Below are 20,471 nucleotides of genomic sequence, written 5' to 3' on the forward strand. Positions count from 1 at the left end.
ATTTGACTTATATAAGTGGCGCCTTGTAGCTTGGCCGGGTGCACGCGTTCGACGTCCTCGGCGACCCGGTCCGCCGCCGGATCCTCGAGCTGCTGGCCGACGGCGAACGAGCCGCCGGTGCGGTGACCGAGGTGATCCGGGCCGAGTTCGGCATCTCGCAGCCGGCCGTCTCCCAGCACCTGAAGGTGTTGCGGGAGAACGGCTTCGCCGTGGTCCGCCAGGACGGGACGAGGCGGCTGTACGCGGTCGGGCACGCCCCGCTGCGCGACGTCGACGTCTGGCTCGACCGGTTCCGCCGGTACTGGACGCCGCCGCTGGACGCGCTGGCCACCGAAATCGCCCGCGGCAAACGCGCCCGGCGCCTCACCGAAGGAGACACCCCGTGATCGACGTCACCCACCAGATCAGCGCCGTCCGCCGGACGCTCGGCGACCGGGTGCTCGAGGGGAAGGAAGCCCGCGTCCTCACGATCAGCCAGGTCTACGACACCGACGTCGCCGACCTCTGGGACGCCTGCACCAACCCCGAGCGCATCCCCCGCTGGTTCCTGCCGGTCAGCGGCGAGCTGAAGGTGGGCGGGAAGTACCAGCTGGAAGGCAACGCCGGCGGCACGGTCGAGCGCTGCGACCCGCCGAAGAGCTTCGCGGCGACCTGGGAGTTCGGCGGCAACGTCAGCTGGATCGAAGTGCGGCTGACGCCCGAGGGCGAGGGCGCCCGGTTCGAGCTGGAGCACGTCGCCCACGTCGACGACCGCTGGGACGAGTTCGGCCCGGGCGCGGTGGGCATCGGCTGGGACGGGGCGCTCGTCGGCCTGGTCCTGCACCTGGCCGCGCCGGGCACGGCCGTCGACCCGGAGGCGGCGATGGCCTGGATGATGTCGCCCGACGGCATCCGGTTCATGACGGCGTCGAACGAGGCCTGGTACGAGGCCGACGTCGCGGCGGGCGCGGACCCGGCGAAGGCCCGCGCGGCGGCCGACCGCACGCTCAAGGCGTACACGACCCCGCCGCAGGCCTAGCGGTCGGTGTACTTGACCGCCGTCAGGGTGATCACCGCGTCGGCGTCGACTTCCGTGCCGGGCGGCGGGTCCTGGGCCTTCTGGACCCAGTTGCGGTCGATGACCAGCGCGCGGCCTTGGCCGGTGCCGTCGACCTCGCGCAGGTTGTAGAGCCCCGCCCGCTGCATCGCGTCCTGGGCGTCCTGGTGGTTCATGCCGGAGACGTCCGGGACCTTGATCCGTTTCGCAGGCGCCGAGCCCGACGTCGAGCCTGACGTCGAGGCCGGGGCCGACGTCGAGGTGCTGACCACCGTCGTCGTGCCGGGTGCGCCGGGCGGGGCGCCGCACGCGGCCGTGGCCAGGGCGAGCGCGGCCAGGGTCGTGACCATCCGTCGGGACATACCCGTGGGGTACCCACGCGCCTGCCCGCCGTTCAGGTGAACCTCCGGATAAAGTCGGCGCATGGATCAGGAGACCGACCCGCGGACCGCGCGGCGCGATCCCGTGGCGAACGTCGGCGGGTTCACCGACCTGGCGACCAGCCCGTTCCGGATCGACCGCGACCGGATCGCCGCGTCGCCGTTCTTCGCGCGGCTCGGCGGGGTGACGCAGGTCGTCAGCGCCGGCGGGGCCGGGCTGCTGCACAACCGGCTCACCCACAGCCTCAAGGTGGCGCAGGTCGCCCGGGCCGTCGCGGAACGGATCACCACCGGCCCCGACGCCGGGCTGGCCGACAAGCTGGGCGGCTGCGATCCCGACGTCGCCGAGGCGGCCGCGCTCGCCCACGACCTCGGGCACCCGCCGTTCGGGCACCTCGGCGAGCAGACGCTCGACCGGATCGCCCGTCACCGCTTCGGCCTCGCCGACGGCTTCGAGGGCAACGCGCAGACGTTCCGGATCATCACCACGACCGATGTGCGCGGGCCGTCGGCGATCGGGCTGGACCTGACCACCGCGGTGCGCGCCGCCGTCCTCAAGTACCCGTGGCTGCGGCTGCACCACCCCGCGCCGCACCCGTCGGAGCTGGCGGTGCCCCCGCGCGGGGCGGCCGAGCCGGGCGGCCTGCCGGGCACCGGCGCGGCCAAGTTCTCCGCCTACGCCACCGAACTCGACGACTTCGAGCAGGCGCGCGCGGCCTTCGCGGGCCGGGTCGAGAGCTGGCAGCAGACCGTCGAAGCGTCCGTGATGGACACCGCCGACGACATCGCCTACGCCATCCATGACCTGCAGGACTTCCACCGCATCGGCGTGCTGCAGCACGCGCCGGTCGCGGCGGAGCTGGGGGAGTGGCTGGAGCACGCGGGGGAACTGGCCGCGCTCGACGACGAGACGCTGCACGCGGACCTGCGCCGCCCGGGCCGCTCGCTGGAACGCCTCCGCCGCCGCATGCACGCCAAGGACGCGTGGATCGTCGACGACGACGCGTTCGCCGCGGCCGTCGCCCGGGTCCGCGCGGAGCTGGTGGACGGCCTGCTGGCGGGGGAGTTCGACGGCTCGATCGAGGCGGAGCAGGCGACGGCGGCGTTCTCCGCGAACTGGACCGCCCGCCTCGTCGACGGCGTGTTCCTGCTGGCCTCGCCGTCCACCCGCACCGGGCACGTCTCGCTGCGCCCCGCCCAGTGGCACGAGGTCCAGGTGCTGAAGTTCGTGCACCGCCGGTTCGTGCTGCTGCGCCCGGACCTGGCGCTGCACCAGCGCGGCCAGGCGGGCCTGGTGACGAGCCTGGTCGACGCGCTCGACGCGTGGCTGCTCGACCGCGACGAGGTGTCCCGCCTGCCGCGGCGGCTGCACGACCTGGTCGAGCTGGCCCGCGCGGAGTACGCGGCGCTGGCACGGTCGGCACCGGAGCTGCTGGTGGGCGCGACGGGCGAGCCGGTGACGGGCGCCGACGCGGTGCGCGGGCTCGCGCGCGGCCGGGCGGTGGTCGACTTCGTGGCTTCGCTGACGGACAAGCAGGCGGTGACGTTGCTGGACGCGTTGTCCGGCCGCGCTTCGCAGCCGTGGTCGGATTCGTTCGTCCTCTGAGCGCGCCGGGGCGTATCTGGACGGACGACTCGCGTACCCGGGCGGACGACCGGCGGTTGTGAAGAGCAGGTAACGAACTTTCCCTTTGGTCCCGCCGGTTGCACGGTGCGGTGAGTTGCTTGTGGACATCCCACTCCGTGATCACCCTTGCGTCCGGCGGTGGGACGATCCGTTGTCCGATGCGTGTCCGGTGACTGGTTCACCGCTGCGCTGAACGGCCTACGTCATCCGGCCTATTCGGGAAATTATCCGTCCTTTGTCACTCGAACGGCTGATGTTTACGAAGAACTAGCGGTACTTGACTGGATCCAGCCGGTGATCACCGGCGTCGGTCAGCGTGAGTCGGGGCACGCGCCTGGAGAATCGGAGGGCGCCCGTGCGCCGTACCCGTTCCAACAGATCGAGATCCACTGTGCTCACCGCCGGGGCCGCGGCGTTGCTCGCCGCCCTCGGCCTGGTTTCCCCGCCCGTCGCGGGGGCCGCCCCTGCGTCCGGCCCGGACGCCTTCACCGAAACCGCGCAGCAGCAGATCGCCGCCCTGCAGGCGGTCAAGGCGGGCCGCACCGCCGCCGAGTCCAAACTGGACAGCAAGCTGCTCGTCGCCGAAAAGGGCGTCGCCAAGCAGCTCGACGCCCTGCAGTCCGGGGCCGCCGTCTCCGCGGCCGGGACCGTCCTGGTCGACGTCCGCGCGAGCAAGGTCTCACCGGACCTCCTCGCCGGGCTCACCAAGGCCGGCGCGGGCATCCGCGCGGTGTCCGACCGCTACGCCAGCGTGCGCGCCGAGGTGCCGCTGGACAAGATCGGCGAGATCGCCGCCCGTGCCGACGTCAAGCGCGTCGAGCAGGCCGACCAGGCGATGACCGCCCGCGAGCTGGCCACCCCCGCGACGACGCCGGGCAAGACCGGAACCAAGACCGAAACCAAGCAGCAGAAGGCCGACCGCATCGCCGGCGAGCTGCAGAAAGCCATCAGCGCCAAGGCACAGCGCAGTGCCGCCGCGGCCGCGCCGTTGGTCAGCGAAGGCGACCGGGCGCACAACGCCGACATCGCCCGCCAGCAGTTCGGCGTCACCGGCGTCGGCGTCAAGGCGTGCGCGCTGTCCGACGGCGTCGACTCCCTCGCCGGGTCGCAGGCCAAGGGCGAACTGCCGCCGGACGTCGACGTCATCGCCGGTCAGGAGGGCGAAGGCGACGAGGGCACCGCGATGCTCGAGATCATCCACGACCTCGCGCCCCGCGCCGCGCTCGGCTTCGCCTCGGCGTTCAACTCCGACGCCAGCTTCGCCGACAACATCCGCAAGCTGCGCTTCGAGTCGCACTGCGACGTCATCGTCGACGACGTCATCTACTTCAAGGAATCGCCGTTCCAGGACTGGATCATCGCCCAGGCGGTGAACGACGTCACCGCCGACGGCGCGCTGTACTTCTCCTCCGCGGGCAACGAAGGCAACGTCGCCAGCGGCACCGCCGGGCACTGGGAGGGCGACTTCGTCGATTCCGGCAAGGCGATCGGCAAGTTCGCCGGCACCGCGCACAACTTCGCCGGCGCGGCGGGCAACCAGATCTACGAGCCGATCTCGAACGCGTCCTCGGCCGGGGTGCCGGTGACGCTGCACTGGTCGGACCCGCTCGGCGCGTCCGCCAACGACTACGACCTCTACCTGCTCAACTCGGCGGGCGCGGTGGTCAGCTTCAGCCAGAACGTCCAGGACGGCACCCAGGACCCGTACGAGATCCTGCAGACGCCCACGTTCGGCGGCACCGGGCTGCGCCTGGCCATCGTGAAGTTCTCCGGCCAGAACCGCTACCTCTCGCTGTCGGCGCTGCGCGGCCGGTTCTCCGACTCGGCCGACGGACTCAAGGCCTACAACACCCCGGGCGTGACGGTCGGCCACTCGGCCACCCGGGACGCCTTCAGCGTCGCAGCCGCCCCGGCGGCCGGCGCGTTCGGCCGGCCGCTCGAACCGGGCGACCCGGCCAACCCGGCGGGCCCGTACCCCGGCTCGTTCAGCGGTGCCACCAAGGCCGAGCGGTTCACCTCCGACGGTCCGCGCCGCGTGTTCTACGAGGCGAACGGCACGCCGATCACCCCGGGCAACGTGTCTTCGACCGGCGGCGAGGTCCGGAACAAGCCGGAGATCACCGCGGCCGACGGCGTGCAGACCAGCGTGACCGGGTTCAGCCCGTTCTTCGGCACCTCGGCCGCCGCTCCGCACGCGGCCGCCATCGCCGCGCTCGTGCTGTCCGGCAACCCCGGCCTGCCGCCCGCGGAGGTGCGCGAAGCGCTGATCAACACCGCGGTCGACATCGAGAAGCCGGGTCCGGACAACTTCACCGGTGCCGGCGTCCTCCTCGCGGACAAGGTGCTCGCCTACACCGGCGCCAGCCCGCAGCCGCTCGCGGTGGCCAAGCAGCCGACGGTCACCCCGGCCGACGGCGGCTCGGCGCTCGACCCGGGCGATACCGCCAAGGTGACGCTGCCGGTGACCAACGACGGCGACGGCACCGCGGTGTCCACCAGCGTCGTGCTCACCAGCCCGACCCCGGGCGTGACCGTGGCGCCGCGGGCGAAGTCCTACGGCACCATCAGCCCGGGGCAGACCGGCGTCAACGACTTCACCATCACCGTCCCGGCGAGCCAGCAGCTCGGCGTGCCGGTGGTGCTGAACGCCCGCGTCACCTTCGCGGGGGCGCACTCGCCGACGACGCAGACGTTCTCGCTCCCGGTCGGCACCCCGTCGCCGGTCGCGCAGGACTTCGCCTACAGCGGCGCGCCGGTGGCGATCCCGGACAACAGCCCGGTCGGGGCGTCGGTGACCATCCCGGTCACCGGGGTCGGCCGCGCGTCGAAGGTGACGTTCTCCGTGGACGGCACCAGCTGCAGCACCGACCCGACGTCGACGACGGTGGGGCTGAGCCACTCCTACGTCGGTGACCTCGTCGGCACGCTGACCGCGCCTTCGGGCGCCAAGGCGACGGTGTTCCAGCGCAACGGCGGTTCGGGCAAGAACCTGTGCCAGGTGGTCTTCGCCGACAACGCGGCGACCGCCTTCAGCACGGTGACCTCGGCCAACGCGCCGTTCACCGGCAGCTACCGGCCGGCGAACGCCCTCGGCGGGCTGACCGCCGCGGCGGCGGACGGCACGTGGACGTTCTCGGTGGTCGACGCCGCCCCGAGCGACGCCGGCACGATCCGCTCGGTGGCCCTGCACATCAACGGGTTCGTGCAGCCCCCGGCGGCCGGCGCGCCGTCGAACGTGCGGGGCGTGACGAACAACGGCCCGGTGCACCCGCTGTAAGCAGCACCCGGTGCGGGGCCGTCGCGACGATCGCGGCGGCCCCGTACCGTTTTTCGCATGAAGCCACGGGAAGTCGCGGGCGGCGGGCGCGCGGTCGAGGTGCCGCCCGAGCGGCTGGCGGGGTTCTTCGCCCGGTTCGCCGAGCGGCACGACGGGATCGCCGGCACCGAAGCCACCCCGCACGAGGTCCGCGTCACCGCGGCCGACGGCGCCTCCGCGACCGCCACTGTCCCGTTCGGACCGCTCGAAGACCCCTCCGTGGCCGGGCTCGTCGCGCACGCGCTGGTGCCGCGGCGCATCGCGCTCGTGGTGGTGCGCCGGGGCGGGCACAGCGTCGGCATCGCGCGGGGCGGCCGGATCGAGGTCTCGCGGACCGACCGGCACCTCGTGCAGGGCCGGTCCGCCGCGGGCGGCTGGTCGCAGCAGCGCTTCGCCCGGCGCCGGGCCGGGCAGGCCCGGCACGCGCTCCAGGACGCGGCGAAGGACGTCTTCGAAGTGCTCGTGCCCCGGCTGTCCGAAGTGGATGCCGTGGTGCTCGCCGGCGACCGGCGGGCCCTCGGCGAGCTGCGCGAGGACCGCCGGCTGGCCCCGCTCTTCGCCCGCGCGGAACCCCGCGTGCTGGACGTCGGCGAGCCGAGCCGGGCGGTGCTCGAGGAGGCCGCCGTCCGCGCGCTGTCGGTGCAGGTCACGCTGCGCGACGGGTGAGACCGCACACGTCCGGAAAATCCGCTGGACCGCGGCCCGTACACTGGTCTTCGTGGATATCCAGCTGGAGTGACGCCGCGGCCCCGAGCGGCCGCCCGACGCTGTCCTCCGTACGCCCCCTTTCCACGGGAGTTCCCCTTGATCACGGCCACCGGCCTTGAGCTGCGCGCGGGTTCGCGCATCCTGCTCAACGGCGTCACCCTCCGCATCCAGCCCGGCGACCGCATCGGTCTCGTCGGCCGCAACGGCGCGGGCAAGACCACGTCGCTGAAGGTCCTCGCCGGCGAGGGCGAGCCGCACGCGGGCGAGGTCCGCCGCACCGGCGAGCTCGGCTACCTGCCGCAGGATCCGCGCGAAGGTGATCTTTCGGTCACGGCGAAGGACCGCGTGCTGTCGGCGCGCGGTCTGGACAAGCTGATGCGCGACATGGAGAAGGCGCAGGCCTCGATGGCCGAGCTCGTCGACGAGGCCGCGCGGGACAAGGCCATCAACCGCTACGCCCGGCTCGAAGAGCGCTTCGCCTCCCTCGGCGGGTACGCCGCGGAGAGCGAAGCCGCGCGGATCTGCTCCAACCTGGGCCTCGCCGACCGCGTTCTCGCGCAGACGCTGGGCACGCTGTCCGGTGGCCAGCGCCGCCGCGTCGAGCTGGCCCGGATCCTGTTCGCGGCGGCCGAAGCGGGCGCCGGCGGCAAGTCCGAGACGATCCTGCTGCTCGACGAGCCGACCAACCACCTCGACGCCGACTCCATCAACTGGCTGCGCGGCTTCCTCAAGCAGCACGACGGCGGCCTGGTCGTGATCAGCCACGACGTCGAGCTGCTGGCCGACGTCGTCAACAAGGTGTGGTTCCTCGACGCCACCCGCGGCGAGCTCGACCTGTACAACATGGGCTGGCAGCGCTACCTCGACGCGCGCGCCACCGACGAGAAGCGCCGCCGCCGCGAGCGCGCCAACGCCGAGAAGAAGGCGTCGGCACTGCAGCAGCAGGCCGCGAAACTCGGCGCGAAGGCGACGAAAGCCGTGGCGGCCAAGAACATGGCGCGCCGGGCCGAGCAGATGCTGTCCTCGCTCGAGGACACCCGCCACGCCGACAAGGTCGCCCGGATCAAGTTCCCCGAGCCGGCGCCCTGCGGCCGCACGCCGCTCACCGCGGAAGGGCTCTCGAAGTCCTACGGCTCACTGGAAATCTTCACCGGCGTCGATCTCGCCATCGACCGCGGTTCGAAGGTCGTCGTACTCGGGCTGAACGGCGCGGGAAAGACGACTTTGCTCCGGCTGCTCGGCGGAATGGAAACCCAGGACACCGGATCCGTCGTTCCGGGTCACGGATTGCGCCTGGGCTATTACGCACAGGAACACGAAACTCTTGATCATGATGCGTCGGTGTGGGAAAACATCCGACACCTCGCACCGGACACCGGCGCGCAGGAGTTGCGGAACCTGCTGGGCTCGTTCCTGTTCACCGGCGAACAACTCGACCAGCCGGCCGGCACGCTTTCCGGCGGCGAGAAGACCCGGCTCGCGCTGGCGGGCCTGGTCTCCAGCGCTGCCAACGTGTTGCTGCTGGACGAGCCGACGAACAACCTGGACCCGGCCAGCCGGGCGCAGGTCCTGGACGCCTTGCGCAGCTTCGCCGGGGCCGTCGTCCTGGTGACGCACGACCCGGGCGCGGTCGAGGCGCTGGAGCCCGAGCGGGTCATCCTGCTGCCCGACGGAACCGAGGACCACTGGTCGGCGGACTACCTCGAACTTGTCCAGCTCGCCTGAGCCGTGCGTCCATTCGGGTGCAAGATCACTCGCCGTAGAGCACTGGAATGGCCCAATGTGATCGCAATTTCGGCTGTTTCACGTCTGTCGTCTGGCATTCCGGCGCTCAGTGTTCGATCATTGCCCCGGCAGGGGCCGATATGTGGCCCAGAACACTCTCGGCGGGAAGGCGATCGACGTGGCTGATCTCAAGAAAGGCGCGCGGATCACCGGCAACACGCGCGACAAGCTGGCCGCTGACCTGAAGAAGAAATACGAGAAGGGCTCGAGCATCCGGGCACTGGCGGAGTCGACGGGGCGGTCCTACGGGTTCGTCCACCGGGTGCTGTCGGAGTCCGGCGTCCAGCTGCGGGGGCGTGGCGGGGCCACCAGGGTCAAGAAGAAGTAGTCGCGGACTGCTGCGCGGGGGGCGCAGCGGGAACTTCGGCCACGCGGAACGTCAGGTGGGCCCCGAGCAGGACCAGCGGGTACACCAGGTAGCCGTAGCGCGTGGCCGGGGTGAGCAGGATCAACGCGCCGAGTCCGACGGCGGTGCGCAGCAGCGCACCGGAGCCGTTCGCGGGGGGCCGGCGCACCAGCCAGACCACCATGGCCACGGCCGCGGCGCCGACGAGCGCGAACGCCGCCACTTGGCCGACCGGGCCGGTCTCGGCGATCAGGTGGCCCGGCAGCGGGCTGGCCGCGGGCGATCGCACGACGCCCATGCCGAGCGGGAACCGGAAGACGTGCTCGACGAACGCCGCCGGATCCACCAGGTACACCGGCAGGTGCAGGGCGGCCGTCGTCGCCACCAGCGCCGCCGCGAACCGGGCCAGCGCGGCCCAGTCGGGGCCGTTGCCGCGGCGCACCAGCACGAGCACCGCCAAGACCGCGGCCGCGGGCGCCACGATGAGCTTCGCGCTGATGACCAGCGCCAGCACCAGGCCGGACCAGGCGACGCGCCCGGTGGCCGCCAGTGCGCAGCTGAGCACCAGCAGGCCGACGATGGCGAGGTCCGGGCCGGCCACGGCCCAGGTGAGCGCGGTGAGCGGGCAGGCCAGCGCGAGCTGTGCGGCGCCGACCGGCACCCGCGGCCGCTTCAGCAGCTTCAGCGTGCCGAGCACGCACGCGCAGGCGGCCAGGGCGAACATCCAGCGGGCGTCGGTGAGCGCATCGGTCAGCGGGGTGCCGCCGAAGAGCGCTCGCGGCAGCCCGAACAGCGCCATCACCGGGCCGTAGGGCGTGTAATCGTTTACCACGGGCACCCGGCCGAGCGCGGTGACGTCGACGTACGGGGTCCCGTGGTGCAGCAGCAGATCCGCGGACCGCTCGATCACCCAGACCTCGGGCTGGGCGGCCCACGAGACCGGCGTGATCAGCCAGTCCCGTCCGGTCAGGCGGCGAATCACCAGAAGCGCCAACGGAAGGATCATCGCCAACAGGGCGACGACGGCGACGGCGCACCAGCGGGAACCGAGTACGCCGGCCGGCCTACGCCCCCGGCGGGCGGACAGCAGCAGGTACCCGCTGTGCACCACGCCGAAGCCGTACGCCACCGTCGCGAAGTTGCCCCAGACGCGGTAACCGTAGAACTCGGACACCAGCGCCGTCGGCAGCGCGAAAGCCAGGCAGGCCAGGTAGAACCCCAGGTCCCAGCGCAGCGGTGCGGCCTCCCCGGTGCGCGCCGGCGCCGTGAAGAGCCGGGCCGCGCGCCGCCATGCGGGCGCCTGGCCCACCTCCGTTTCCACGTCGCCAGGCTACCGAGGCGCCTTCGCCCGGTTCAGCCGACGTCTCGCAGGCGGGGAAGCAGCTTCGCGGCCGCTTCGGCGGCCGCGACGACGTCGTCGCCGCCGGCCGGCATCAGGACGAGTTCGGTGAACCCGGCTTCGACGTGGCTGCGCGCGAGGCGCAGGGCACTGTCCGCATCGGATGGCAGCCGGAGCTGCACGGCACGCCGGAGCGTCGCCGGGTCGCGGCCGGCCGCCGCGCAGTGCGCGTCGAGGACGCCGGAAAGCCGTTGCTGCTCGGCGGTTTCCGTCCCGGGCAGGGCGGCGCTGAGCCAGACGTCGGCGTGCTCGGCGACGACCCGCAGACCGCGCTTTTCGCCGCTGCTGCCCAGCCACAGCGGCGGTTTCGGCTGTTGCACCGGCTTCGGGTCGCTGATCGCGCCGGTCAGCGTGTAGTAGCGGCCGTGGTACTCCGTGACGGGCCGGGTCCACAGCAGGCGCAGGATTTCGCAGGTCTCGGCCAGCCGTTCGACGCGTTCGACCGGTGACGGCGTCGGCGTGCCCATCATCGCGTCGGTCAGCGCGTCGCCGCCCGCGCCGAGGCCGACGTCGAGCCGGCCGCCGGAGAGGTGGTCGACGGTCGCGGTGATCTTGGCGAACGTGCCCGGGTGCCGGTTGGTGTTGCCGGAGACCAGGCAGCCGATCCGCACGCGGCTCGTCGCCTCGGCCATCGCGGCCAGCAGGCTCCAGCCGTCGAAGACGTCCCCGGTGCGGTCGGGGCCCATCGGGGCGAGGTGGTCGAACACCCAGCAGCCGTCGAAACCGGCGTCGTCCGCGATCGCCCAGATCTCGCGGAGGGCGGTGATGCCGATGTGCTGCTGCGGTGGCTTCAGGCCGACGGCAATCATGTTGTTCTCCTGATCGTCAGTTCTACTGACGATCAGCGTAGGTGTAGAGTTCACCCATGTCCAGCGCTCCTCCTGCCGTCACCCGGCGGCTCGGCTACCTGCTCAAGCACGCCCAGCTGCGGCTGGCCGAACTGGCCGAGCCGCTGTACGCGCCCCTCGGCGTCACCGGGCGGCAGCTCGCGCTGCTGCTGCTCTTCGGAGCCGGCCCGGCCCAGTCGCAGCAGGACGGCGCGGCCCGCCTCGGTATCGACCGGACGACGATGGTCGCGCTCGTCGACGAGCTGGAGGCCAAGGGCCTGGTCCGGCGCGAGGTGGCGCCGGGCGACCGCCGCAAGCGCCTGGTGATGCTGACTCCCGAAGGGGAGCGGGTCCGCGAGGCGGGCGAAGATGTGACGCGGCAGGCGGAGGAGCTCCTGCTGGAGCCGCTGTCCGCCGAGGACGCCGAACGGCTGCGCGCCGCGCTGCACCGAGTTGTTCGCGTGGAGTGAACGTCACCGGGAAGCAAACGGGCAATGGCGACGTTGTCCAGGTCATATCCGCCGAAAACCTCAGCTATTGTAGAGGTTTCCGAGACTGGGGGTACCCGTGGACAACATGTGGGGATTGTGGAGCTCGGCGATGCGCGCCGGCGACACACCCAAGGCGCTGAGCCGCGGCACGCTCAAGCGCGTCGCCCGCTTCGCCCGGCCGCACTGGCGGCGCCTGCTGGCCTTCCTCGTGCTGACCGTCGTCTCGGCCGTCCTGGCCGTGTCGACGCCCGTGCTGGCCGGCAAGGTGGTCGACGCGATCGTCGGCGGCCGCGACCTGCCGCTGGTCATCTGGCTCGCCGTCGTCATCGCGGTGCTGGCGATCGCCGACGCCGGGTTCGGGCTGATCGAGCGGTGGCAGTCCGCGCGCATCGGCGAAGGCATCATCTTCGACCTGCGGCGCGCGGTGTTCGAGCACGTGCAGCGCATGCCGATCGCGTTCTTCACCCGCACCCGCACCGGCGCGCTGGTTTCGCGGCTCAACAACGACGTCATCGGCGCGCAGCGGACGTTCACCGCGACGCTGTCCGGGCTGGTCACCAACGTCATCCAGCTGGCGCTGTCGCTGGCCGTCATGCTCACGCTGTCCTGGCAGGTCACGCTGCTCGCGCTGGTGCTGCTGCCGATCTTCGTGATCCCCGCGCGGCGGCTCGGGCGCCGGATGGCCGGGCTGCAGCGGGAAGCGGCGAACCTCAACGCCGGGATGACCACGCAGATGACCGAGCGGTTCTCCGCGCCGGGCGCGACGCTGGTCAAGCTGTTCGGCCGGCCGGTGCAGGAGGCGGACGACTTCGCGCTGCGGGCCGGGCGCGTGCGGGACATCGGCGTGCGGACCGCGATGCTGACCCGCTGGTTCATGACCAGCCTGACCCTGGTTTCGGCGCTGGCGCAGGCGCTGGTCTACGGCCTCGGCGGGTATCTGGCGCTGACCGGCAAGCTCGCGCCGGGCACGGTCGTGGCGCTGGCGCTGCTGCTGACCCGGCTGTACGCGCCGCTGACCGCGCTGGCCAACGTCCGCGTCGACGTCATGACGGCGCTCGTGTCGTTCGAGCGGGTCTTCGAGGTTCTCGACCTGGACCCGATGATCAAGGAGAAGCCTTCCGCGCGCGCCCTGCCGTCCTCGGGCGGCGTCTCGGTCGAGTTCTCCGACGTCCGCTTCGGGTACCCGGCGGCGGACCGGTACTCGCTGGCGTCGCTGGAGGACGTCACCACCCTCGACCACCGCAGCGGTGACGAGGTGCTGCACGGGATCTCCTTCCGCGCCGAGCCGGGGGAGATGGTCGCGCTGGTCGGGTCGTCGGGGGCGGGGAAGTCGACGATCGCGTCGCTGCTGCCGCGGCTGTACGACGTCGACGCCGGGTCGGTGCGGCTGTCCGATGTGGACGTCCGGGACCTGACTTTCGCTTCGCTGCGGGAAACCGTCGGCGTCGTGACCCAGGACGGGCACCTGTTCCACGACACGATCCGCGCCAACCTGGCGTACGCGCGCCCCGACGTCACCGACGACGAGATCTGGGCGGCGCTGGAGCGCGCGCGGCTGGGCGAGCTGGCGCGATCGCTGCCCGACGGCCTCGACACGACGGTGGGTGAGCGCGGCTACCGCCTCTCCGGCGGCGAGCGCCAGCGGCTGACCATCGCCCGGCTGCTGCTGGCCCAGCCCAAGGTCGTGATCCTGGACGAGGCCACCGCGCACCTGGACTCCGAGTCGGAGGCCGCGGTCGCCGAGGCGTTGACGCACGCGTTGGCCGGCCGCACGGCCCTGGTCATCGCCCACCGCCTCTCGACGGTCCGCGCGGCCGACCAGATCCTCGTCCTCGAACACGGCGAGATCGTCGAACGCGGCACCCACGACGAACTCCTGGCCGCCAACGGCCGCTACGCCACCCTCCACGCAACCCAGTTCGCCGACGAAGAACCCGCCGTGGCGTGATCAAGTGGTCAGCACGCGTGATTCAGCGGTCAACTCTCGTGATTGAAGGGTCGACACGGTGCCAAGGCCGTGTCGACCCTCCAATCACGCGTGTCGACCGCTGAATCACGCGTGTCGACCCTCCACGCACGTGTAGAGGGCCTGGACCAGGGCCATTTTGCGGGGGTCGTCGCGGATCAGGGGGCCGAGCTGGTTGAGGGTGTAGCCGAAGGCGATGCCGTTTTCCGGGTCGGCGGCGCCGGTGGAGCCGCCGAGGCCGTCGTGGCCGAAGGCCGCCGGGTTGGGGCCGAAGCCGCGGGCGTCGCTGCCGAGGTAGAAGCCCAGGCCCCACTCGTTCGGGAGGCCGAGCACCGCGTCGATCTCCTTGCCCTGGCTCTCGCGCGCCCGGGCCAGTGCCGTGGGGGACAGGAGCGTGCCGTCGGCGATCGCCGCGTAGATGGTGGCGATCGCGCGGGCCGTGCCGTGGCCGTTCAGGGCCGGCATGACCGCGTGCCGCCACGCCGGTTCGTTGGCGTCGTGACCCTGCAGGCGCGGGTTCATCAGCGCGGCCTGGGCGACCGGTCCCGCCTGGGCGAACGCCGCGGCCAGTGCGTTCGCCACCTCCTCCGGCACGACCGGGTCGACCAGGGTCGCGCAGCGGTCCAGGTCGGCGTCCGGCGCGAGGCCGATCGAAAAGTCGGCGCCCAGCGGCCCGGCGACCTGCTCGGCGAAGAACTCGCGGATGCCCTGGCCGGCGATCCGCCGCACGACCTCGCCGACGAGCCAGCCGTAGGCCAGCGCGTGGTAGCCGCCCGCGGACCCCGGCTCGCACAACGGTTCCTGGGCCGCGAGCAGCGACGTCATGAGGTCCCAGTCGTACAGCTCCTCGATCGCCACCGGCCGGTCCAGGCCGATCCCGGGCACGCCGGAGCGGTGCGAAAGCAGCCACCGCACGGGGACCCCGCCCTTGCCCGCGGCGGCGAACTCGGGCCAGTACTTCGCGACCGGCGCGTCGACGTCGAGCTCGCCGGCGTCGGCGAGCCGGTGCGCGCAGAGCGCGGTCATGCCCTTGGTCGTCGACCAGACGTTGGCGAGGGTGTCCGGCTGCCACGGCCGGGTCCGCTCGGGCCCGGACCAGCCGCCCCACAGGTCCGCCACGACCTCGCCGTCGCGGATCGCGGTGAACGCCGCGCCCAGCTCGCCGCGGCTGCGGAAGTTCTCCTCGAAAGCGGCCCGGACCGCCTCGAACCCCGGGGCGCACTCGCCGTGCACCGTGGCCGTGGCACTGTCCATGGGACCTCCTCCGGGGAGCGACCGATCCACACCGACCAGTCGGTATGTCGACGCTAGGACGGCCGGGCACGCCCGTCAAGACGTGCCCGGACGGTGCTTTTTCACGAACCTAGCGCAGTCGCGGCACGATCTCGCCGTACTTGGCCAGCAGTGCCGCGTTCGCCTCGTCGCCACCCTCCACATTGGAGCTCCGCCACAGCGGGACGTCGAGGCCCTCGGCCGTGCCGCGGTCGAAAACCTGGGCGAGCACGAGGTTCCACAGGAACGCGTTGACCACAGTGGACAGCGGCGCGGTGCGCGGCGCGTCCGGCGGGTAGCTCGCGTCACCGGGGATCACCAGCGAGTCCAGCACGACGGTGCCCTGCTCCACCAGCGTGCTCGACGACCGCTTCGGCGCCGCCGCCACGCACGCCCGCGACGTCACCGCGATGACCGCCGCGCCGCGCTTGCGGGCCTCGATGCACAGCTCGACCGGGTACGGGTTCGACCCGGACGTCGAGAAGACCACCAGCACGTCGTCCGGTCCCGGCGCGCGCTCGGCCAGCACTTCGGCGGCCAGCCCGCTGCGCCGCTCGGTCTGCGTGCTGCTGACCGCGCCGTGCAGCGGCAGCAGGTCCGGGTGGTACAGCGGGTAGACGCAGGCCAGCCCGCCGGCCCGGTAGAACGTCTCGGCGACGGCCGCCAGCGAGTGCCCGGCCCCGGCGGTATAGACCAGTGCGTCGGCCCGGATCACCCCCAGCACCAGATCCGCGGCTTCGCGTACTGCCTCGGCGTTGGCCCGCTCGACGTCCGCCAGCTGCCCGGCGACACTGCCCGCGATGTCCGTGGCGCTCACCACACCCACCCTTCCGTAGGGGATCGGGCGCCGAATCTACCGCGAACACGGTGCTACGCGGTGGAATAGTCCGGTGAACGGGCGGGGTTGACCCGGGTGCGGGCGACGAGGAGGACGTGGGTGAGCGAGGTGGAACCGGCGGTGTCGCGGTGGCCGGCACGGGGGCGGACCGAAGCGGTCGTGCTCGTGCTGCACGGCGGTGCGGAGCGCGGCACGGGCGCGGTGCCGCCCTGGAAGCTCGCCCACCTGCGGATGATCCCGATCGCGCGCGCCCTGCACCGGGCCGGGCGCCGCAATACCCGGGGCGTCGAAGTGCGGCTGCTGCGCAACCGCCGCTACGGCTGGAACGCGCCCGCCGAGGACCCGGTCGGCGACGCCCGCTGGGCGCTCGAGCGCATCCACGCCGACCACCCCGGCCTGCCGGTGGTGCTGGTCGGTCACTCGATGGGGGCCCGCGTGGCGCTGCGCGTGGCCGACGACCCGGCCGTGCTCGGGGTCTGCGCGCTCGCGCCGTGGACGCCGCGGGGTGAACCCGTCGACGCCGTCGCCGGGCGGTCGGTGCTCATCGTGCACGGCACCCGCGACCGGATGACGAGCCCGGCGGAGTCGCACGCCTTCGCCGAACGGGCCGCAGGCGTCGCCGCCCGCGTCGCCCGGTTCGAAATCGCCAACGAAGGACACGCGATGCTGCGCCGGGCCGGGGTGTGGACCCGGCTGACGGTGGCGTTCACCCTCGACCTGCTCGCCGGGGACGACGGCGGCGCCCTGCGCGAAGCGTGGGCCGCGACCGGCCCCGAACGGCTGCGGATACCGGTGTGAAAACGCCCCGAACAGGGCATGCGGCGAAACGCGCCGCGGGGTGCGGCGAACTAGGATCGATCACCGGCGCAGCCGGCCGGAGGGAGAACCCGTGACCATTTCGAGCGCTGACCGGGCGTCGGCCCAGGACGTCCCGGACGAGTCCCGGTGGCCGGGCCTGGCCACCCCGCCCCACTCCGCGCTGCGCGCGCGGATCGCCGCCGCGCTGTTCCGCCACGCGATCCGCCCGCTCGACGTGCGGGCGACGTTCCCGGACGGCACCGTGCTCGGCGCCGGCGGCCCGGAATCACCCGAAATGCGGATCCTGCGGCCCGCGGCGTTCTTCCACCGCCTCGGCGTCGACGCCAAGATCGGCTTCGGCGAGTCCTACATGGCCGGTGACTGGACCGCCTCCGACCTCGCCGAGGTGCTGACGCCGTTCGCCGAGCGGATGGGCACCCTCGTGCCGCCGGTGCTGCAGAAGTTCCGGCGGATCGCCGAGCGCACGCAGCCGCCGTCCGAGGAGAACACCCTCGAGGGTGCGCGGGCCAACATCCACCGGCACTACGACCTGTCCAACGACCTGTTCGGCGCCTTCCTCGACGAGTCGATGACCTACTCCTCGGCGTTGTTCGGCCCCGGCGAGGACCTCACCGCCGCGCAGCACCGCAAGATCGACAGCGTGCTCGACTACGCCGGCGTCCGCGACGGCAGCGAGGTCCTGGAAATCGGTACCGGATGGGGTGAACTCGCCATCCGCGCCGCCGCCCGCGGCGCCCGGGTGACGTCGTTGACCATCTCGGAGGAACAGCGCGCGCTGGCCACCGAACGCATCGCGGCGGCCGGGTTCTCCGACCGCGTCGACGTGAAGCTGTGCGACTACCGCGAGTCCAGCGGTCAGTACGACGCCGTGGTCAGCGTCGAGATGATCGAGGCCGTCGGCGCGTCCTACTGGCCGGCGTTCTACACGACGATCGGCGAGCGGCTGCGGCCCGGCGGCCGGTTCGGCCTGCAGGCCATCACCATGGACCACGACCGGATGATGGCGGCGTCACGCGCGTACGGCTGGATCCACAAGTACATCTTCCCGGGCGGCCTCATCCCGTCGGTGCGCTCGATCGAGGAGGGCGTCAAGGCGAACACCCGGCTGAAGCTGGCCGGGATGCGCGAGTTCGGCCAGGACTACGCGCGCACGCTACGGTGGTGGCGCGAACGGTTCCTGCACCGCTGGGCCGACATCGCCGGGTTCGGGTTCGACGACGTCTTCCGCCGGATGTGGGAGTTCTACCTGGCCTATTCCGAGGCCGGGTTCCGGTCCGGGTACCTCAAGGTCCACCAGTTCGGCTACGAGGCAACCGACCGGTAACTTCCGGCGGCAACCCGACCCCGGTGCCGCACGTCCTCTTTGCGAAGACGTGCGGTGTACTGGCGACGACAGTTCGTCCGGATCGGGATTGGGTGATGGTGATGACGTACCGTGGCGACGACGGCGGGCGCCGGGTGCCGCCGCCCCGGCCGCCTGCCGGCCGCTCCCGGGACCACCAGCGCGCGCAGATGATGCCGCTGCCCGGGCGGGGCCGCAGCCCGTACGACGAGCGCACCCGCCCGATGGGCACCCGCGAGCCGGAGTACGCCCCGCCCCCGCCGCCGCGGCAGGACCCGCCCCGCCGGCCGGCCGACGACGGTTACCCGCCGTCCCGGCCGCCGCGCCGCCGCCGGTGGAGCATCGGCAAGGTCCTGGGCGCCCTGGTGCTCGTGTTCGTCGTCTTCCTCGCCGGCATCTGGGTCTACCTCGAGTTCTCGATCAAGCGCGTCGACGCGCTCGCCGACTACTCCGGCCGCCCGGTCGCGGCCTCGGGGACCAACTGGCTGATCGTCGGCTCGGACAGCCGGGAGGGGCTGACCGAGGCGGACGAGGAGCGGCTCGCCACCGGCGACGTCGCCGCGGCGGGCGGCGGGCAGCGCACCGACACGATCATGGTCGCGCACCTGCCGGACAACTCGACCAAGCCGACGCTGCTGTCGCTGCCGCGCGACTCCCAGGTGTCGATCCCCGGCCACGGCAAGAACAAGATCAACGCGGCGTTCTCGCTCGGCGGCCCCAAGCTGCTCGCGCAGACCGTCGAAGGCGCGACCGGCCTGCACATCGACCACTACGCGGAGATCGGCTTCGGCGGGTTCGCCAAGATCGTCGACGCGATCGGCGGTGTCGACATGTGCATCGACCAGGACATGGACGACACCGTGACCGGGATCAGCATCAAGGCGGGCTGCCAGTCGCTGGACGGCCGGTCGGCGCTGGGCTTCGTCCGGATGCGCCACAGCGCGGCGACGCCGCGCTCGGACCTCGACCGCATCGCCAACCAGCGCAAGTTCATCGGCGCGCTGGTCAGCCAGATCGCCAGCCCGGGCACGCTGCTCAACCCGTTCGACTTCTTCCCGCTGCTGTCCTCGGCGCCGGACGCGCTGACGATGGACTCGGGCGACCACGTGCACAACCTGGCCGGCCTGGCGATCGCGATGCGCGGGATCTCTTCGGGCGGCGTGGTGACGACGACGGTGCCGGTGACCAGCGGCTCGGCGGAGAACTGGGACAAGGCCAAGTCGAAGCAGCTGTTCGACGCGCTGAAGAACGACAGCGAGATCCCGGACAGCGTCATCGTGAATTAGTTCGCGCCCGAGGTCCCGGCCGGGGCACCATGAGGTGCATGGAAACCCCGGCCGAGACCTACCGCGAGGACGGATTCACCTTGGCCCGCTGGCAGTTCGCCGACGGGCCGGAGCTCACCGCGACGGTCAACGGGTCCCTCGAGCACCTCCGCCCGTGGATGATCTGGGCGAGCGGCGGCTACACCGACGAAGACAGCGCCGAATTCCTGCGCACCACCCGGCGGAACTGGGCGAGCGGCGAAACGCACGACTTCGCGATCCGCGTGGACGGCTCGATCGCCGGTGCCGCCGGCGTCATGGCCCGCGAGGGCGGCGTCGAGATCGGTTACTGGCTCGCCCGGGAGTTCGTCGGGCGTGGCCTGATCACCCGCGCGGTCCGGCTGCTGACGGCGGAAGCGTTCCGCCTCGGCGCCGGGTACGTCGAGATCAAGCACGACGAGCGGAACGTCCGAAGTGGAGCGGTGCCGGCGCGTCTGGGCTTCACGAAGGTGCGCACGGAACCGGCGGGGAAGCCGCCGGCGCCGTCGTGCACGGGCACCAACCACGTGTGGCGGCTGGTCAGGACACCTTGTCCCGCTCCCGCAGCACCTTGAGCGCCTGGTCGGCGTGCACGGTGAAGTTGAGCTCGCTCTTGATCTTCGCGAGGATCTTCCGGTCCTCGCCGATCACGAAGGTGGCGCGCTTGGCGTGCAGCGGCAGCAGTTTCCGCCACACGCCGAACTGCTTCGCGACCTCACCCTCCACATCGGACAGCAGCGGGTAGTCGAAGCCGTTGGCGTCGGAGAACTGGCGCTGCTTGGTGACGCCGTCGGGGCTGATGCCGACCCGGTGGGCCCCGACGGCGGCGAACTCGGCGGCCAGGTCGCGGAAGTGGCAGCTCTCGGCGGTGCAGCCGCCGGTCATCGCGGCCGGGTAGAAGAACAGCACCACGGGACCGGTGGCCAGGAAGTCGCTGAGCTTGCGTTCGCGCCCCCGGTCGTCGGGCAGCGTGAAGTCGGGGGCGAGGTCTCCGGCGTCCATGGACGTCCTTTCG

Annotated in this window: 19 protein-coding genes; 13 read left to right on the forward strand and 6 right to left on the reverse strand. The window is 72.2% G+C overall.

Annotated elements, in window-relative coordinates; all coding sequences use genetic code 11:
- Positions 1-38 precede the first annotated feature (38 nt).
- Positions 39-386 carry a metalloregulator ArsR/SmtB family transcription factor gene (locus AB0M93_RS18450; RefSeq protein WP_364274913.1) on the forward strand — a complete coding sequence of 116 codons (348 nt, stop codon included), beginning with the start codon at positions 39-41 and terminating at the stop codon, positions 384-386.
- Positions 383-1,018: an SRPBCC family protein gene (locus tag AB0M93_RS18455; RefSeq protein WP_364274915.1), complete on the forward strand. Its 636-nt coding sequence runs from the start codon at positions 383-385 to the stop codon at positions 1,016-1,018. The genes AB0M93_RS18450 and AB0M93_RS18455 overlap by 4 nt, the downstream gene beginning before the upstream one ends.
- Here AB0M93_RS18455 and AB0M93_RS18460 read toward each other — a convergent pair.
- Positions 1,015-1,386 (reverse strand): PASTA domain-containing protein, encoded by a 372-nt coding sequence (locus AB0M93_RS18460; protein WP_364275171.1) that lies wholly within the window; start codon positions 1,384-1,386, stop codon positions 1,015-1,017. The two genes, AB0M93_RS18455 and AB0M93_RS18460, sit on opposite strands and share 4 nt — an antisense overlap.
- 73 nt (positions 1,387-1,459) lie before the next feature.
- On the opposite strand from AB0M93_RS18460, the gene dgt reads away from it, so the two are divergent.
- The 5 genes from dgt (at position 1,460) to AB0M93_RS18485 (ending at position 9,180) form a co-directional block, all read left to right on the forward strand.
- A complete protein-coding gene (dgt, locus tag AB0M93_RS18465; protein ID WP_364274917.1) occupies positions 1,460-3,022 on the forward strand; it encodes a dGTP triphosphohydrolase in 1,563 nt (520 codons plus the stop codon).
- A gap of 412 nt (positions 3,023-3,434) precedes the next feature.
- Positions 3,435-6,320, forward strand: coding sequence for a S8 family serine peptidase (locus AB0M93_RS18470; protein WP_364274919.1), 2,886 nt, complete (start codon positions 3,435-3,437; stop codon positions 6,318-6,320).
- Between the two features lie 57 nt (positions 6,321-6,377).
- Positions 6,378-7,025 (forward strand): acVLRF1 family peptidyl-tRNA hydrolase, encoded by a 648-nt coding sequence (locus AB0M93_RS18475; protein WP_364274921.1) that lies wholly within the window; start codon positions 6,378-6,380, stop codon positions 7,023-7,025.
- A 138-nt stretch (positions 7,026-7,163) separates the two neighbouring features.
- The gene (locus AB0M93_RS18480) at positions 7,164-8,792 is read left to right on the forward strand and encodes an ABC-F family ATP-binding cassette domain-containing protein (RefSeq protein WP_103354697.1); all 1,629 of its coding nucleotides are present in this window, start codon (positions 7,164-7,166) and stop codon (positions 8,790-8,792) included.
- Between the two features lie 178 nt (positions 8,793-8,970).
- Positions 8,971-9,180 carry a helix-turn-helix domain-containing protein gene (locus AB0M93_RS18485; protein ID WP_003071237.1) on the forward strand — a complete coding sequence of 70 codons (210 nt, stop codon included), beginning with the start codon at positions 8,971-8,973 and terminating at the stop codon, positions 9,178-9,180.
- Here AB0M93_RS18485 and AB0M93_RS18490 read toward each other — a convergent pair.
- Positions 9,167-10,519, reverse strand: coding sequence for a glycosyltransferase 87 family protein (locus AB0M93_RS18490; RefSeq protein ID WP_364274923.1), 1,353 nt, complete (start codon positions 10,517-10,519; stop codon positions 9,167-9,169). The two genes, AB0M93_RS18485 and AB0M93_RS18490, sit on opposite strands and share 14 nt — an antisense overlap.
- A 32-nt stretch (positions 10,520-10,551) precedes the next feature.
- Positions 10,552-11,406 carry an LLM class flavin-dependent oxidoreductase gene (locus AB0M93_RS18495; protein ID WP_364274925.1) on the reverse strand — a complete coding sequence of 285 codons (855 nt, stop codon included), beginning with the start codon at positions 11,404-11,406 and terminating at the stop codon, positions 10,552-10,554.
- Positions 11,407-11,462: 56 nt separating this feature from the next.
- On the opposite strand from AB0M93_RS18495, the gene AB0M93_RS18500 reads away from it, so the two are divergent.
- Positions 11,463-11,894: a MarR family transcriptional regulator gene (locus AB0M93_RS18500; protein ID WP_364274927.1), complete on the forward strand. Its 432-nt coding sequence runs from the start codon at positions 11,463-11,465 to the stop codon at positions 11,892-11,894.
- Between the two features lie 97 nt (positions 11,895-11,991).
- The gene (locus AB0M93_RS18505; protein WP_364274929.1) at positions 11,992-13,863 is read left to right on the forward strand and encodes an ABC transporter ATP-binding protein; all 1,872 of its coding nucleotides are present in this window, start codon (positions 11,992-11,994) and stop codon (positions 13,861-13,863) included.
- A gap of 105 nt (positions 13,864-13,968) precedes the next feature.
- Here the strand turns inward: AB0M93_RS18505 and AB0M93_RS18510 are convergent, their stop codons facing one another.
- Positions 13,969-15,135 carry a serine hydrolase domain-containing protein gene (locus AB0M93_RS18510; RefSeq protein ID WP_364274931.1) on the reverse strand — a complete coding sequence of 389 codons (1,167 nt, stop codon included), beginning with the start codon at positions 15,133-15,135 and terminating at the stop codon, positions 13,969-13,971.
- Positions 15,136-15,244: 109 nt separating this feature from the next.
- Entirely contained in the window at positions 15,245-15,973 is a 729-nt protein-coding gene (locus AB0M93_RS18515; RefSeq protein WP_364274933.1) for an SIS domain-containing protein, read from the reverse strand.
- Positions 15,974-16,090: 117 nt separating this feature from the next.
- Between AB0M93_RS18515 and AB0M93_RS18520 the strand changes: the two genes are divergently transcribed.
- The 4 genes from AB0M93_RS18520 to AB0M93_RS18535 all read left to right on the forward strand — a co-directional run bounded on the left by AB0M93_RS18520 (position 16,091) and on the right by AB0M93_RS18535 (position 20,031).
- On the forward strand, positions 16,091-16,789 hold the full coding sequence (locus AB0M93_RS18520; RefSeq protein ID WP_364274935.1) for an alpha/beta fold hydrolase: 699 nt from the start codon (positions 16,091-16,093) through the stop codon (positions 16,787-16,789).
- A 91-nt stretch (positions 16,790-16,880) separates the two neighbouring features.
- A complete protein-coding gene (locus tag AB0M93_RS18525; protein WP_364274937.1) occupies positions 16,881-18,134 on the forward strand; it encodes a cyclopropane-fatty-acyl-phospholipid synthase family protein in 1,254 nt (417 codons plus the stop codon).
- 95 nt (positions 18,135-18,229) lie between these two features.
- Entirely contained in the window at positions 18,230-19,438 is a 1,209-nt protein-coding gene (locus tag AB0M93_RS18530; RefSeq protein WP_364274939.1) for an LCP family protein, read from the forward strand.
- Positions 19,439-19,476: 38 nt separating this feature from the next.
- On the forward strand, positions 19,477-20,031 hold the full coding sequence (locus tag AB0M93_RS18535; protein ID WP_364274941.1) for a GNAT family N-acetyltransferase: 555 nt from the start codon (positions 19,477-19,479) through the stop codon (positions 20,029-20,031).
- On the opposite strand, the gene AB0M93_RS18540 is transcribed toward AB0M93_RS18535, so the two are convergent.
- Positions 19,997-20,458, reverse strand: coding sequence for a peroxiredoxin (locus tag AB0M93_RS18540; RefSeq protein ID WP_364274943.1), 462 nt, complete (start codon positions 20,456-20,458; stop codon positions 19,997-19,999). The genes AB0M93_RS18535 and AB0M93_RS18540 overlap by 35 nt on opposite strands.
- Positions 20,459-20,471 lie beyond the last annotated feature (13 nt).

The organism is Amycolatopsis sp. NPDC051102 (genome assembly GCF_040682815.1).
Taxonomy (GTDB): Bacteria; Actinomycetota; Actinomycetes; order Mycobacteriales; family Pseudonocardiaceae; genus Amycolatopsis.